Source organism: Sulfurovum sp. NBC37-1 (assembly GCF_000010345.1).
In the GTDB taxonomy this organism is placed as follows: domain Bacteria; phylum Campylobacterota; class Campylobacteria; order Campylobacterales; family Sulfurovaceae; genus Sulfurovum.
This window is the reverse complement of record NC_009663.1, coordinates 529,956-544,308: the sequence shown is the minus strand read 5'-3', so window position 1 is coordinate 544,308 and position 14,353 is coordinate 529,956. Positions and strand designations below refer to the sequence as shown.

Sequence of the window (14,353 nt, the reverse complement as noted above, 5' to 3'; positions counted from 1 at the left end):
TTTCGACTAAAATGTGATCGTGTGCCAATTACCGTGATGGTGGGTTATTATCCACCCTACGCGAAATCATTCACGTGTAAATTGTCTTTAAACCACTGTTTGCATAATTCTTTGTAAATGACTTTATAAGCTTCAAGTTTTTCTTTTTCCCATCCTTCCCTTCCGAAATACCAGGCTAACATATAGGCTTCATCTATCTGTCCAAGTTCAAACTCTATACTCACGGCTGCAAGATCAAAGTACCTGTCATTCATAGAGGCAAATTCCCAGTCGATCAATGTTAGGTTTTTTGAAGAAAAGAGACAGTTTTTTGGATTAGGATCGTTATGGCAGAGTACTATTTCTTTAGGATATCTTTCAATAATTTCAAAAGATTTTTTAACCTCATCATTGACATCTTTAAAAAGTTCTTCAAGTTTGAGCGGAGGATTGTCTATGCTTAAACTGTGTAATATTTTCAATGTTTCCGTCAGCAGATTCAATTCTTCTCTTTGCAATTGTGTTCTATGTTCACCTTCTGCAAATTCACAGACCATAAAACTCTCGTCACTGTGTAACAGTAGAGGCTTTGCCGCCAAACCTCTTTCATATGCCATTGTTTGTATTTTATATTCCAAGACACGATCACGGTCGGCCAGTTTAAATTTTCGGAGCAGATAGTTTTTATTCCCGACTTCAAAACGGTAGTTTTCATTGGAGTAGCCCTGTTCTGGCAGCAGTGTTATCTCTTCTATGACTTTCCCGTTAAAAAGGTCTGTTCTATCGAGCAAGGTCTTCATTATACGCCTTTCGCCAGCTGGTATACCCGTAGAATGCCAGAATGACATAGAGAATGAAGAGTATGATCGTTGCATAGTAGCCGGACTTGTAATAGAGTGTGATCGCAGTGGAATCGATGATCATCCAGTAGAGCCAGTTCTCCAGAACTTTCTTTGCCATCATCCAGGTAGCGATCCCCGAAAAGACCATGACAAATGCATCATGGTAGGCGAATTTCGCTCCTGCATAGGTCTCTGAAAGGTAACCCAGAAACAGACTGCCGACAAGCCCTAGAGAAATAAAGAGAAGATGTTTTTTTATGGGCCATCGGCTGATGTGAAGGGTCTCCCCGTGTTCATCCTCTTTCCAGAGTATGAAGCCGTAAACAGCCATGGCCATATAGTAAAAGTTCAGAATGGAGGAGGAGACCAGCGCACCGTCCCAGAAAATGATCGTATAGATAAGGGTGCTGAAAAAGGCAAAAGGCCAGGCCCATTGGGACTCTTTGGCGGCAAGAATGACATAGCTTATACCAAGAATGACGGCCATGATCTCCCAGCCGGACATCATTGCAAATGCATCAAGAACATTCTGCCAGTTCATCTCCATGCTAATAGCGTCCTTTTCGGTTGTGTCCGACCATCTTGATGACAAAGATCGAATCAGGGATCTCTTCAAATACCGAGTATATCTCCTCTTCAAGCATATTCATGATCGTCCGGTACTCTCCGTGAAGCTGTGTACTGAGTTCATTCTGTACCACGTTGATGTTCGGATCCTGTTTCAGCCTCTCGATGAAAGCTGTAATAGGCGCTTCATACTGCTGCTGCAGAGGGTACATGCTGATATCTACTGAAATATCCATGGTTCTTTCCTTTAAAAATCATAGGTCACTGTCAGACTAAAGGTTCTGGGTGTTCCTTTTTGTGTATAGAGTTCCGGCTCGTAGAATTTGGACGGATCGTTACCAAAATAGAATCCTCTGACATCATACTCTTTGTCTGTCAGGTTCCTGCCCCACAATATTGCACTGAAGTTACCGTAAACATATTCTATGCTGCTGTTGAGAAGTGCATATGAGTCAGACTTCTGGTCATGTGTGTCAGAGAAGTAGTAACTTCCCATTCCCTCGACATTGGCTTTGAATCTCCAGTTCTCCAAAAAGCTGTAATCCAATCCCACATTATACTGATATTTCGGTGACTGTGCCGGTGCACGTCCTGTCATTTCAGGCGTATACTCATCAAATTCTGCATGGAGCAGCCCCAGTTTGCTGTAGAGGTGCAGAGTGTCATTGGGGTAGTAATCCAATTCAGATTCAAGACCATAATACGTTCCCTTTGCCGCATTGTCGAAATAGTCGGAAAAACTTCTATCGTTCTCTATATAGGCTTTGACCTGCTGGTCTCTTCGTTTACCGTAAAAGAAGTTGAGACGGTTGACAAGTGTGTTATCAAAGTATTTTGAATTCACACCTACATCGAGATTCCAGAGGGTCTCAGTCTCAAAAGTTCTGTCTTCACTCGGAAGCGTATTGTCCGCATTGACACCTCCTGGCTTGTAGCCTCTGGAAAGTGTTGCATAATAAAGAGCATTCTCATCAGCCTTATAGGAGAGGCCGATCTTTCCGCCGTACAGATTTTCATCATTATTTTCAACAAAGGCATCCGAATCACTGTAATCCACTTCCCAATTCTCCGCTCTCAAGCCCAATGTGAAAACAAGCTTGTCCGTCAGGTCACTGTCTATCTGTCCGTAGATCGCTTTATTCGTCGTATCATAGTTATGGGTGAACGTTTCCCAGTGGTCATCTTTAAAATGATTTCTAGTCATATCCTCACTATAGTCTTTATAATATACACCAACTGTCCATGCAGTTGTATTATTAAAGATCTTTCCTGCCTCATCCGATACCATTCGCATATCGAAATCGGTCTGTTTTCTATTTCTGAGGTACTGGTCAAACCAGTCGTACGGCCATAGAGAAGCATCAAATTCTCCTACATACGACCAGTCTTCGTCATAACTGTATTCGGAGTCTGAATTACTATGGCTTACAGCTGCAATCAAATGCATTGCATCGTTTATCTGGTTGGTATACTTGAGGGAGAAAGCATCTGTCAGCTGTGTATCTTTACCCGGTTTGTCGGAGTGGGAAACCCAGGAGTTGTCCAGTGTGAATGCATCATATCCGTTGTCTATATCAGCATGGATATAGTTGAGATCCAGTGTACTGGAGTCGTTAATAAGCCACTTGAGTGCTGCTTTTACTGTCAATTCATCGATATTGTTCGTATCGTCACGCCCGAGATAGCTGTTCTCCATATACCCATCACTGCTGTTCTTGTAGACAGAGATACGTCCAAGCAGTTTATCATCGATGATACTGCCTCCGACTGCCGCACCGACCGCTTTGGTATTGTAATTTCCCACTGTTGCTTCAAAATGGCCATTCGTTTCTGCCGTAGGTTCATTACTTTGGACCACGATCACACCGGCCATGCCATTGGCACCGAATGTCGTTCCCTGCGGTCCACGGAGTACTTCTACCTGTTTCGTGTCGAACAGTGTAATCCCCAGAGGGTTTTGTGAAAAGTCCATGCCATCAATGATGATACCGACCGAAGGATTGATCGGTGTTTCAAACTGACTACGCTCACCGATACCTCTAATCTGCACATATTTTGCCTTGGATGCTCCTGCAGAAAAGTTGACATTGGGTGCCTGTGTAAGCGTTTCTATAAAAGGCTCTGTCGCCTTGTCATATAGATCCTCTTCGGCGAAGACCGTCATACTGTTGGTAACCTGTGAAAGGTTTGCTTCCCTGAAGTCTGCGCCGACTACAATAGGGTCAATGTTTACCTCTTCTGCGTAAAGTGCTGTCGAGACAAGTGCCGAAGCCGTCATGACCGATAATGTTAAAAATCTGGATTTCATAATAATTTTCTCCTAATGATTGATCATAGTGGAAGAGGAGTGTTTCAAGCGGGATAAATATCTTGCTGTAGACATTCGACTCTTCCTTACGCCGGTATGAACCGGGTCAAGTTCTGCGGGTGGTTTTCTCAGCCTTTATTACAAAAGACACCCCGAGAGTGATCTGTAGGTATGTTATACAAAAAATAATATTGTATTATCCTTAAATAGGACTATTTTACTCTCATTTAAAAGATCGGCTCCCTTTTTTCCTCATTTTTGGTATGATATTGCAAGTCTAATTCATCAGCATGTTCCAGCTTCCGGGAAAGAAAGTCTTTAGCTCCTGACACGCTTTCATTCATTTCCAGCCCTTTTGCAAGCCCTGTTGCTACTGCTGAAGAGAGAAGACAGCCTGTGCCGTGTGTATGGGTGGTGTCTATTCTTCTGTGAGCGAACGACTCCATAGTACCGTCTCGCTGTACAAGATGATCAATCGCCTCTTCAGCTTCACTATGACCGCCTTTAAGCAGTACTGCGTTCACACCCAGATCAAAAAAGGCTTGGGCAACCTCTTGGGTCTCACTTTCTTTTCCACTGTATGTGTGGTGCTGCAGGGTATTGACCTCCGGAATGTTTGGTGTTATGAGATCGACCAGAGGGAAAAGTTCCTTTTTCATAACCTCTACAGCATCCTCTCGGATCAGTTGCCTGCCGCTTGAACTGACCAGAACCGTATCTAATACGATATTTTTCAAATCGTATTTTTGAATGATCTCGACAATGCTTTGCACCACCTCTTTGTCGGCAAGCATACCGATCTTCACTGCATCCACACTGATGTCATCCAAAAGTACTTCAAGCTGTGCTCTGAGTATCTCGGGTGCAGTGTTGTGGACACTTTTAACACCTGTGGAATTCTGCGCAGTGACAGCAGTAACCGAAGAGAGAGCATACCCTCCCAATGCATGGATTGTCTTTACATCCATCACTACCCCTGCCCCACCATACGGATCAAATCCGGCAATGGTCAGTACCGTCGGTGTATGCTCAGACCCCATAGGTTTCAAATACCTCTATGAGTACTTTTGTTTTTTCCTTACTGACCTTGTCTGCCTCCAATACACCGGAGATCATCGCGATGCCACTGGCTGCTTTCGTCTGTACAACCTCTTTGATATTGTCTAGGGTAATCCCGCCGATAGCCACCACCGGATAGTCCACACTTTCCGCCCACGACTTCAGCAGTCCAATGCCCACCGTATTGTACTTCAACTCCTTGGAGATCGGTACAAAAACAGGACCGATCGCGATATAGGAAGGTTCAAATCCCAGGGCGATATCGATCTCTTCTGGCGTATGGGTACTGATGCCAAGGCGGATACCGGCATCAAATATGGCCGCTACATCCGCTTCCCGGATGTCCTCCTGCCCTAGATGAATGCCGTAGGCACCATGTTTTATGGCAAGCTGCCAGTGGTCATTGACAAAAAGTCTGGCTTTGAATTCTTCGGATATCCTGATCGCTTCTATGATCTCCTGCTCAAGCGCTTTGCCATCCATATCTTTCACACGCAGCTGTGCAGTCGTGATGCCGCATTCGTAAAGCGGTCTGAGTTTATCGGCTCTGTCCACAACCGGGTAGATACCCAGAGGGCTCTCATTACATTTTGGAAATTTCATTGAAGGATCCTTATTTCATTGGTGCGTGTCTATGCACCCTACCGTTGTTATAAAAGTTTTCCGCAGGAAAACATACCAACACTCTTTACTCTTCACTCAAATAGAGGTTGCTCACCTATTTACCCTGGTGCCAGAAGGGTGTGCCAACCGTCGGTGTGGAGGGAGAAGCAAACTCACGCTCCTGCATTGCACCCGCTTCATACCCTGTTCGCCCGGCTTCAACTGCCAGGGAAAATGCCTTTGCCATGGCTACAGGGTCCTGTGCAAGGGCCACTGCCGAATTGAGAAGTATGCCGTCATATCCCAGTTCCATCGCCTGAATGGCATGGGAGGGTTTTCCGATACCCGCATCGATGATGAGCGGCATCTGGGGAAAGGCTTCACGGATAGCTTTGAGGTTGTAAGGATTCATCAGCCCTTTCCCAGACCCGATGGGTGATCCCCACGGCATCAGAATGTTACACCCAACATCGACCAGTCTCTTGGCAACAACCAGATCGTCCGTCGTGTAGGGAAACACCTCAAACCCCTCTTGAATGAGTACCCTGGCTGCTTCTACCGTTTCATAGGGATCGGGTTGCAGGTTATACTGGTCACCTATCACCTCAAGCTTGATCCAATTAGTCCCAAACACCTCTCTTGCCATCTGTGCAATAGTAATAGCCTCTTTGGCAGAGTGGCATCCTGCCGTATTGGGCAGTACTTCCATCCCCAGATCACGAATGATCTTCCAGAATCCTTCGCCCGCCTCTTTGTTCACACCCTGCCGGCGCAGAGAAACAGTGACAACCTGTGAACCTGAAGCCCTGATCGATGCCTCCATAATTGCCGGTGAAGGGTAAAGTGCCGACCCTATGAACATCCTTGAATTCAGGGTCTTACCACCGATCTGCCAGTTCTTCTCTTCCTGTTGCATATGTTGTGTCATTTTCATTCCTTTATCGGTGCGTGGTTACGCACCCTTGGTATTACCCTCCGCAAACCGGTGCGAGTATCTCGACCTCATCACCTTCGCTCAAAAATGTTTTTTCATAGCTATCCGATGGCACAAAGGTCATATTGCATGCCACAGCACCCACCTTTTCGGTAAAGCCAAGAAAAGCGATAAGTTCTGCAATACTCATTTGACCTGCTACCTCTTTGCTTTCACCATTGACTATGATCCTCATGCATTCTCCTTCATGGCGTACTCATTCAAAAGCATTCCTTCCTTCAGTGCTTTCTCCACGATTGCGGGGGCCAACAGGTACCCGTGTCTGTAAAGTCCATTGATACGCGTCAGACCCTTTTCATTCTCTATGCGCGGCAGGTTGTCTTTGAATGCCGGACGGCAGTTGGTCTCGGTATTGACCACCCGTGCCTCTCCAAAGTTGGGGTGTAGCGTATAGAGTGCAGAGAGCAGTTCCATGGAGGAGCGTACCGAAATAGGCGAAGTATCTTCACTCTCGATCTCCGTCGCCCCTATGAGATAACGTTTGTAACCCTCGGTCTGAGACAACTTGCACTCTTTACAATACTCGAGGTCTATTCCCTCGCATCCATTCCCGCGGGGGACGATGTAGAGTTTGTAACGCGGGTGCATCAAACGTGTGGGACGGGAAATGTCGATGTCATTGGCTTCCACCCACATCACTTCACCACGGACACCGCGAAGGTCGTCAAAATGCTCCTTGGCTCCAAGACCTCTGGTATCAAAGACCCAGTCAAATGCTTCTACACCCTCTTTGGTATGTACCAGCCCCGCTTCAATTTTCTCTACAGGCGTGTACTCTTTGAAACGTACATTCTTATAGCGGTCAAAATAGTTCACAGAGAAGGCCATAAAACGCTGTGCATCGACCAAACCTTCATCGGGGATATAAAAGCCTTTTTGATGCGTGTAAAGGTCCGGTTCAAGTGCAGTCATCTTCCCTGCATCAAGCAGATCGATATTGTCTGCCGTATTTACTTTGCGCTGAAGCATTCCGATGAAGTGTTCCAGCTCACCCATATCCTGTCCGTGAGCGGTAATGACCGTACCTTTCTGCTGATAACCGTCAAAAAGCCCGATCTGCCTGAGCAGGTCAGGCCATAAATCGATGGAGCGGTGGCCAAGATCGAATATGACCGACTCTGCCGTCTCCAGCTCCGCATAGGGAGCGAGCATCCCCGCTGCCGTGAAGCCTGCTGCCGTGACACCCTCTTTTGAGTCTTTGTCAAAGAAGGTTATGGTGTGGTTACCGGAACGAAGCAGGTTGAGTGCGACCACTCTTCCGACCAGTCCGGCACCGGCTATTGCGATGTTCATTTTTTATCCTCTATTCTATTTTGCAGGATGCTATGTCACCACAGCACCAAAATATACCAATGACATTGGTGCCGTCAGAGGACAGCACCCTACGCGTTCTCTATTTTATCTGCCTCAATATAAACCTCACTGCCAAACTCCTGGAACTTCATGCTCATCTCATCCATTCCCGCCTGCTTGGCCGTCTCTACATCCGTTCCAAGGTTATCGGCATACTCTCTTACTTCCGCCGAGATCTTCATGGAGCAGAATTTCGGTCCGCACATGGAGCAGAAGTGCGCCACTTTGGCCGCTTCCATCGGCATGGTTTCGTCATGGTACTCTCTGGCTCTTTCCGGGTCGAGTCCAATGTTGAACTGGTCGATCCATCTGAACTCGAAACGTGCCAGACTCATGGCATCGTCCCTTGCTCTGGCTCCCGGGTGCCCTTTGGCAATGTCCGCTGCATGGGCAGCCAGTTTATAGGTAATGAGCCCCTCTTTGACATCTTCGCGGTTCGGCAGGCCGAGGTGCTCTTTGGGTGTCACGTAACAGAGCATCGCACAGCCGTACCAGCCGATCATCGCCGCACCGATTCCTGATGTGATGTGATCATACCCCGGAGCAATATCAGTGGTTAACGGTCCAAGAGTATAGAACGGTGCCTCGTCACACCACTCCAGCTGCTTCTCCATATTCGCCTTGATCATATGCATCGGTACATGTCCGGGTCCCTCGATGATGGTTTGCACATCATGTTTCCAGGCGATCTTGGTGAGTTCACCCAGTGTCTTGAGCTCGGCGAACTGCGCTTCATCGTTGGCATCTGCGACCGAACCGGGTCTGAGCCCGTCACCCAGAGAAAAAGTCACATCATACGCTTTCATAATTTCGCATATCTCTTCGAAGTGTGTATAGAGGAAGTTTTCCTTATGATGATGAATCATCCATTTTGCCATGATCGACCCGCCACGGCTGACGATCCCTGTGACACGTTTTGCCGTCATAGGCACATGATGCAAAAGCAGCCCAGCATGGATGGTAAAGTAGTCAACTCCCTGCTCCGCCTGCTCTATAAGTGTATCTCTGAAAACCTCCCAAGTGAGGTCTTCAGCAATACCATTGACTTTCTCCAATGCCTGGTAAATAGGTACCGTTCCGATAGGTACAGGAGAATTACGCAAAATCCAGTCACGTGTGGTGTGGATGTTCTTCCCTGTAGAGAGGTCCATCACGGTATCGCCGCCCCATCTGGTGGACCAGACCATCTTCTCTACCTCTTCGGCAATACTCGATGTCGTTGCAGAGTTACCGATGTTCGCATTGACCTTGACAAGAAAATTACGCCCGATGATCATCGGCTCTACTTCAGGGTGGTTGATGTTGCACGGTATGACCGCCCTGCCTTCGGCGATCTCTTTTCTGACAAATTCCGGAGTGATCTCTTCAGGAAGATTCGCTCCGAAACGCTCACCTTTAAGACGTTTTTCCCTCTCTTCATCGCTCAGGTAACGTTTGCTCATCTCCAGATTCTGATTCTCACGGATCGCCACAAATTCCATTTCGGGTGTGATGATGCCCTGACGTGCATAGTGGAGCTGCGACACATTTTTACCTTTTTTGGCACGAAGCGGTGTCCGGTAAAGCCCTCTGCTTCCCGCAGCCACGAAGTCCAGTTGTTCTTCTGTATTATATCCGTTATCCTCAGGCTTGACTATACGTCCTTCGTACACCTCAACATCCCCACGTGATGATATCCACTCTTTACGGATAGAGGGAATACCCTTTTCAACATCGATCTCTACAGAAGGATCGGTATAGGGTCCGGAAGTATCATAGACGCAGAGTGTCGTATCGTTGCTTAGCGAGATCTCCCTCATAGGTACACGGATATCTTTGTGTATGGATCCCTCCACATAGATCTTCTTCGAAGCAGGCAGAGGCTCCCTTGTCAAAATGTCATTTGACGCGGCAATGGTTTCTTTAAATGGTTTGGTCATGATGTTTTTCCTTTGAAATTTAATATCAAACATAAATTTTTGTAGGAAAGAGTGTAATACGTAGTAATGAAATTTCCAATCAAGGAAAAAATCATCAATAGAAGTAAGTTACAAAAGCTCTTCCTTACGCCGGTATGATCCGGGTCAAGTTCAGCGGGTAGGCTTTTGCGGCCTTCTCAGCCTCAACTTGTGAGGCACCCCGAGAGTTTGATGGTGCTACTATAGAATAATTCAGATAAAAATAATCTTAATTGAATTTTTAAAGTACAGCAAAAGGAGAAATATGTACAATTAGCAAAAAAATTGATATAATTCAACTAAAATTTTTAAAGGAGCAGTCATGACACCTCTTATCAACCGACTAATTGATGCCGTCCAGTCTGCTCCCATTTTACAGCAGCGAGTTTGTCTGTGCAACTGCTTTTATAAAAGCAAAGCACGCTTGGTACTACTTTTAAACCACTTCATTCCCCGTTGTCCATTCTATACGACATTTTATGCCTTTCGGCGTACGGGTGTGCATCCTCCAAAATCTCTTTTTTCATTCTAAACCAATAATCAACATTTTTTAGCCGGTATCTGTTTCAGTGCGTGTCTACGCACCCTACGTTTACCTGGCTTTCATTATTTATTTGTATATGAACAAAGGATACACACATGTCAAAAAATTACGTAACAGGGTTCCCAAGAATCGGGGAGCAGAGAGAACTGAAAAAAGTACTGGAAAAATTCTGGGCGAAAGAAACGGACTTTTCAGAAGTTGAATACATCGCAGCACAACTGAAAGCAAGACACTGGAACTATCAGAAAGAAGCCGGCATCGACTTCATCTCAAGCAATGATTTTTCACTCTATGACAATATGCTTGATACTGCCATTATGCTCGGAGCGATCCCCGCACGTTTCAAAGGGCTCGAGAACGAAGAGCTCTACTTCTCTATGGCAAGAGGAAACAAGGATGCCGTAGCGATGGAGATGACCAAATGGTTCAACACCAACTATCACTACATTGTACCTGAACTGGGCAAGACAGACAGCTATGCTCTTAACAGTACAAAAATTACTGAAGAGTATCGGGAAGCCAAAGCATTGGGCATTACCACAAAGATCAACCTCATCGGCCCCATCACTTTTCTGGGACTCTCCAAACGTACGGACAGAGGAGATACCTATGAACTCTTCAGCAAAATCCTTCCGCTGTATGAGCAACTCATCAAAGAAATAGGCAGTCTTGATGACCACGTGACCGTACAGATCGATGAGCCGATCTTCGTCAAAGACATAGAGCCAAAAGTCCTCAGCCTTATCAAACCTTGTTATGACACCATCTGCAATGCGGCAGACAATGTCAATATCATTGTTTCCACCTACTTTGAGCATGCCACTGAAGCAACCAAGGTGCTCGTACATACACCGGTATGGGGGATCGGCCTTGACTTTCTCTATGGTGGAAAGAATTTTGAAAGTCTCGAAGCCATTGCCAAGAGCGGCAAGAAGCTCATTGCCGGTATCGTAGACGGACGCAATATCTGGAAAAATGATATTGAAGCGACCGTGGCACTGCTTGAAAAGATTGCCGAAAGCATCGAAAAAGAGAATATCATCGTCTCGACCTCTTCCTCTCTGTTACATACTCCCTTCACACTCAAATATGAGGAGAAGATGGATGAAGAAGTCAGAAACTGGCTCAGCTATGCTGTTGAAAAACTCGATGAACTCAACCTGATCAACAAATTATTCTCTGGAAAGAAACTCAGCAATACAGAAAAAAATGCACTTGATGCGAACAGATCGGCTAATGAAAGCCGAAGAAGTTCCAAACGTATTCATGACAAAGCTGTTCAAGAGCGACTATCAACATTCAGTAGATTTGAACGTGAAGGTACATACGAGGAACGCATCGCTATTCAGCATGATGTATTGCAATATAAACCACTTGCAACCACTACCATCGGCTCATTTCCTCAAACTGCAGAGGTAAGAAAAGCACGACGCAATTTCAAAAACGGAACCATAGACGAAAAAGCCTATACCAAAACAATGCAGGAGTATATTGATGAGTGTGTTGCATTCCAGGAGGAGTGCGGTATAGAAATACTTGTGCATGGTGAACCGGAGCGTAACGATATGGTCGAGTATTTCGGTGAACAGCTCAAAGGCTACGGTTTCAGTCAGAACGGCTGGGTACAGAGCTACGGCAGCCGATGTGTCAAACCACCCTTCATCTATGGTGACATAAGCCGTCCCAAAGCAATGACCGTAGAGTGGATCAGCTATGCGCAGAGTCGAACAAAGAAGATTATGAAGGGGATGCTCACCGGCCCGGTCACTATTCTCAACTGGTCTTTCGTACGTGACGATCTGCCAAGGAGTGAAGTAAGCAAACAGATCGCCCTTGCCATCCATGATGAAGTAAATGACCTGCAAAATGCAGCTATCAAGATTATCCAGGTAGATGAAGCCGCCTTTAAAGAAGGATACCCGCTCAGAAGCCAAGATATACCCGAGTACGAAAACTGGGCGGTCAGAGACTTCAGGGTTGCTGTCAGTTCTGCACGGAAGGAAACACAGATCCATACCCATATGTGCTATTCTGAGTTCAATGACATCATTCGAACCATCGAAGCGATGGATGCTGATGTCATTTCCATAGAGACGGCCCGAAGCGGCAACGAACTGCTCAAGATCTTCGCAGAGGTCGGATACAAACAGGAAGTCGGACCCGGAGTATATGACATCCACTCTCCGCGTATTCCATCGGTAGAAGAGATCGTTGAGCAGATCAAAAAACTGCTGAAAGTCCTACCAAAAGAACAGCTCTGGATCAATCCAGACTGCGGCTTGAAGACCCGTAAATGGGAAGAGGTAAAACCAAGTTTGGAAAATATGGTGAAGGCTGTACAGATCGTACGGGAAGAGTTGGCTTAAATATATATGTAGGGTGGATTCATCCACCGTCAACTTAAAATGCTCCTATGTAAATACGACTTGTCGATGGTGGAAAATCCCATCCTACGCATCTTCATCTGTTTTCAGATCGACAAGTTCGGTGAGAAGCTCTTCTGCTTCCTCCTCGTCGAGCTCATCTTTTTTGATCTCCTCTACAATGGCAAAGCATTCTGTTCTCATTTCACGCATCTCTTCAAGGTCTTCTTTCTGCTCTTTAGTTGCATTTTTTGCTTTGTCTATCGCAGCAAAAAGCTCATCGATGGCTACTTCAAGATCGGGAATGATCTCAAGCTCCAAAAGGTTTTTCAGTTTTTCTGTATTGGTCATTATGGTATCCTGTCTGTTTTATATTTCCGTATTGTAGCGAAACTTGATATTTTTTGGGAATAAAAAACGAAAAGTGGTCGGAGTGACAGGACTTGAACCTGCGACCTCTATCACCCCAAGATAGCACGCTAGCCAGACTGCGCTACACCCCGACGATTTAGTAGTATATAGTGTTTTGAGGTGCGAAAGTATACACCAGAAAAGCTAAAAAAACATATAAAAGAAATGAAAAAATGAAGGAGTATCCGGCAAAAGCCGGAAAAGAAGAATTAGACGCTACACGCACTCACACCCGGAGGTGTCGTAGGCTGTATCGCCTGGTTGTCTGCGCCGCCTTCTGCATTGACCTTGTCGATGAATGCAAGCAGGTCGGTCGCCGCTGCCTGGTATCTTTTGGCTGTTTCGGAATCAGGCTTGTGGTAGGTTACAGGCATACCTGTATCTCCACCCACTCTGATCTCAGGCTCTATAGGAATACGAGCGATCACATGCGTATCATACTCTTTGGCTACAGGCTCAGTCGTACCCATACCGAAGATATCCGACTCCGTATGACACTCGGGACAGATAAATCCGCTCATGTTCTCGATGATACCCGCTGTCGGGATATGCAGTTTCTGGAACATGTCGAGTGAACGTCTGCTGTCATCAAGTGACACTTCCTGAGGTGTCGTAACCGTAATACCTGCTGTGACCGGTACCGACTGTGCCAATGTAAGCTGTGCATCACCTGTTCCAGGAGGCATATCGATGACCAATACATCGAGTTCTGACCAGAGAATGTCTCTGAGGAACTGCTCGATGGCTTTCATGATCATGGAACCTCTCCAAATAAGAGACTGTCCCGGTTCCATCAATGAACCCATAGACATCACTTCCACACCGTAAGCTTTCATAGGAAGCACTTTGTTCCCCTGGATCTCAGGTTTCTGGTCATCAACACCCATCATACGGGGGATGTTCGGTCCGTAAATGTCCGCATCGAGAAGACCTACTTTTTTACCCTGCAGAGCCATAGCGATCGCCAGGTTAACGGAAGTCGTTGATTTGCCAACTCCGCCTTTACCTGAACTCACCATAACAAAGCTTTTGACATGTGGCGCGATGTTCTTACCGCTTACAGAGTTTGACATCTGCTTTGGCGCTTCAGGTGCTTTAATGTTGATATTGATATTTTCAAATCCAAGCTTCTGAAGCTCTTTGGTCGCATCGTCTCTAAGCTGTGCCTTCACTTCATCCGCAGAGGATGTGATATCTATAGTCAATCCGATCGTTTTATCGTTGATCAATATGTCTTTTACAAATCCAAATGTTACGATATCTTTCGTAAATCCCGGATACGTTACATTTTTCAATGCTTCCAATACATTTTCTTCTGTCATTTTTATGACTCCTAATTTGAGATTATTTATGCAAGAGTTATACCACTCAAATCTTAAAATATATTGAAATT

13 protein-coding genes, 1 tRNA gene and 2 riboswitches are annotated in these 14,353 nt (G+C 45.8%); of the genes, 1 reads left to right on the top strand and 13 read right to left on the bottom strand.

Annotated elements, in window-relative coordinates:
* Positions 1–56: 56 nt before the first annotated feature.
* From SUN_RS02760 to thiC, 10 genes are all read right to left on the bottom strand, one after another.
* Entirely contained in the window at positions 57–779 is a 723-nt protein-coding gene (locus SUN_RS02760; RefSeq protein WP_011980228.1) for a choline/ethanolamine kinase family protein, read from the bottom strand.
* A complete protein-coding gene (pnuC, locus tag SUN_RS02755) occupies positions 760–1,368 on the bottom strand; it encodes a nicotinamide riboside transporter PnuC (RefSeq protein WP_011980227.1) in 609 nt (202 codons plus the stop codon). Before pnuC ends, SUN_RS02760 begins: the two co-directional genes overlap by 20 nt.
* A 1-nt stretch (position 1,369) precedes the next feature.
* Positions 1,370–1,624, bottom strand: a complete 255-nt coding sequence (locus tag SUN_RS02750; protein ID WP_011980226.1) for a hypothetical protein — start codon at positions 1,622–1,624, stop codon at positions 1,370–1,372.
* 11 nt (positions 1,625–1,635) lie between these two features.
* Complete coding sequence (locus tag SUN_RS02745) at positions 1,636–3,696, bottom strand: TonB-dependent receptor (RefSeq protein WP_011980225.1); 2,061 nt, start codon at positions 3,694–3,696, stop codon at positions 1,636–1,638.
* A gap of 66 nt (positions 3,697–3,762) precedes the next feature.
* Positions 3,763–3,861, bottom strand: a riboswitch (TPP riboswitch).
* A 62-nt stretch (positions 3,862–3,923) separates the two neighbouring features.
* Positions 3,924–4,736 (bottom strand): bifunctional hydroxymethylpyrimidine kinase/phosphomethylpyrimidine kinase, encoded by an 813-nt coding sequence (gene thiD, locus SUN_RS02740; RefSeq protein WP_011980224.1) that lies wholly within the window; start codon positions 4,734–4,736, stop codon positions 3,924–3,926.
* Positions 4,726–5,358 (bottom strand): thiamine phosphate synthase, encoded by a 633-nt coding sequence (locus SUN_RS02735; protein WP_011980223.1) that lies wholly within the window; start codon positions 5,356–5,358, stop codon positions 4,726–4,728. The genes thiD and SUN_RS02735 overlap by 11 nt, the downstream gene beginning before the upstream one ends.
* 115 nt (positions 5,359–5,473) lie before the next feature.
* Positions 5,474–6,286 carry a thiazole synthase gene (locus SUN_RS02730; RefSeq protein WP_011980222.1) on the bottom strand — a complete coding sequence of 271 codons (813 nt, stop codon included), beginning with the start codon at positions 6,284–6,286 and terminating at the stop codon, positions 5,474–5,476.
* A 40-nt stretch (positions 6,287–6,326) separates the two neighbouring features.
* On the bottom strand, positions 6,327–6,527 hold the full coding sequence (gene thiS / locus SUN_RS02725) for a sulfur carrier protein ThiS (RefSeq protein WP_011980221.1): 201 nt from the start codon (positions 6,525–6,527) through the stop codon (positions 6,327–6,329).
* Positions 6,524–7,645: an FAD-dependent oxidoreductase gene (locus tag SUN_RS02720; RefSeq protein WP_011980220.1), complete on the bottom strand. Its 1,122-nt coding sequence runs from the start codon at positions 7,643–7,645 to the stop codon at positions 6,524–6,526. The genes thiS and SUN_RS02720 overlap by 4 nt, the downstream gene beginning before the upstream one ends.
* 89 nt (positions 7,646–7,734) lie before the next feature.
* The gene (gene thiC, locus SUN_RS02715; RefSeq protein ID WP_011980219.1) at positions 7,735–9,624 is read right to left on the bottom strand and encodes a phosphomethylpyrimidine synthase ThiC; all 1,890 of its coding nucleotides are present in this window, start codon (positions 9,622–9,624) and stop codon (positions 7,735–7,737) included.
* A 104-nt stretch (positions 9,625–9,728) separates the two neighbouring features.
* Positions 9,729–9,836, bottom strand: a riboswitch (TPP riboswitch).
* A 445-nt stretch (positions 9,837–10,281) separates the two neighbouring features.
* On the opposite strand from thiC, the gene metE reads away from it, so the two are divergent.
* The gene (metE, locus tag SUN_RS02710; protein ID WP_011980218.1) at positions 10,282–12,552 is read left to right on the top strand and encodes a 5-methyltetrahydropteroyltriglutamate--homocysteine S-methyltransferase; all 2,271 of its coding nucleotides are present in this window, start codon (positions 10,282–10,284) and stop codon (positions 12,550–12,552) included.
* Between the two features lie 84 nt (positions 12,553–12,636).
* Here metE and SUN_RS02705 read toward each other — a convergent pair whose 3' ends face one another.
* The 3 genes from SUN_RS02705 to SUN_RS02695 all read right to left on the bottom strand — a co-directional run bounded on the left by SUN_RS02705 (position 12,637) and on the right by SUN_RS02695 (position 14,282).
* Positions 12,637–12,900 carry a hypothetical protein gene (locus SUN_RS02705; protein WP_011980217.1) on the bottom strand — a complete coding sequence of 88 codons (264 nt, stop codon included), beginning with the start codon at positions 12,898–12,900 and terminating at the stop codon, positions 12,637–12,639.
* A 74-nt stretch (positions 12,901–12,974) separates the two neighbouring features.
* Positions 12,975–13,052, bottom strand: a tRNA-Pro gene (locus SUN_RS02700).
* A gap of 117 nt (positions 13,053–13,169) precedes the next feature.
* On the bottom strand, positions 13,170–14,282 hold the full coding sequence (locus SUN_RS02695) for an Mrp/NBP35 family ATP-binding protein (RefSeq protein ID WP_011980216.1): 1,113 nt from the start codon (positions 14,280–14,282) through the stop codon (positions 13,170–13,172).
* Positions 14,283–14,353 lie beyond the last annotated feature (71 nt).

What these genes read in the sequence shown, in the direction of transcription:
- SUN_RS02720 (WP_011980220.1), bottom strand. Translation starts at nt 7,645, where the DNA reads ATGAACATCGCAATAGCCGGTGCCGGACTGGTCGGAAGAGTGGTCGCA.
- thiS (WP_011980221.1), bottom strand. Translation starts at nt 6,527, where the DNA reads ATGAGGATCATAGTCAATGGTGAAAGCAAAGAGGTAGCAGGTCAAATG.
- pnuC (WP_011980227.1), bottom strand. Translation starts at nt 1,368, where the DNA reads ATGGAGATGAACTGGCAGAATGTTCTTGATGCATTTGCAATGATGTCC.
- SUN_RS02705 (WP_011980217.1), bottom strand. Translation starts at nt 12,900, where the DNA reads ATGACCAATACAGAAAAACTGAAAAACCTTTTGGAGCTTGAGATCATT.
- metE (WP_011980218.1), top strand. Translation starts at nt 10,282, where the DNA reads ATGTCAAAAAATTACGTAACAGGGTTCCCAAGAATCGGGGAGCAGAGA.
- SUN_RS02745 (WP_011980225.1), bottom strand. Translation starts at nt 3,696, where the DNA reads ATGAAATCCAGATTTTTAACATTATCGGTCATGACGGCTTCGGCACTT.
- SUN_RS02760 (WP_011980228.1), bottom strand. Translation starts at nt 779, where the DNA reads ATGAAGACCTTGCTCGATAGAACAGACCTTTTTAACGGGAAAGTCATA.
- thiD (WP_011980224.1), bottom strand. Translation starts at nt 4,736, where the DNA reads ATGGGGTCTGAGCATACACCGACGGTACTGACCATTGCCGGATTTGAT.
- SUN_RS02735 (WP_011980223.1), bottom strand. Translation starts at nt 5,358, where the DNA reads ATGAAATTTCCAAAATGTAATGAGAGCCCTCTGGGTATCTACCCGGTT.
- SUN_RS02730 (WP_011980222.1), bottom strand. Translation starts at nt 6,286, where the DNA reads ATGACACAACATATGCAACAGGAAGAGAAGAACTGGCAGATCGGTGGT.
- thiC (WP_011980219.1), bottom strand. Translation starts at nt 9,624, where the DNA reads ATGACCAAACCATTTAAAGAAACCATTGCCGCGTCAAATGACATTTTG.
- SUN_RS02695 (WP_011980216.1), bottom strand. Translation starts at nt 14,282, where the DNA reads ATGACAGAAGAAAATGTATTGGAAGCATTGAAAAATGTAACGTATCCG.
- SUN_RS02750 (WP_011980226.1), bottom strand. Translation starts at nt 1,624, where the DNA reads ATGGATATTTCAGTAGATATCAGCATGTACCCTCTGCAGCAGCAGTAT.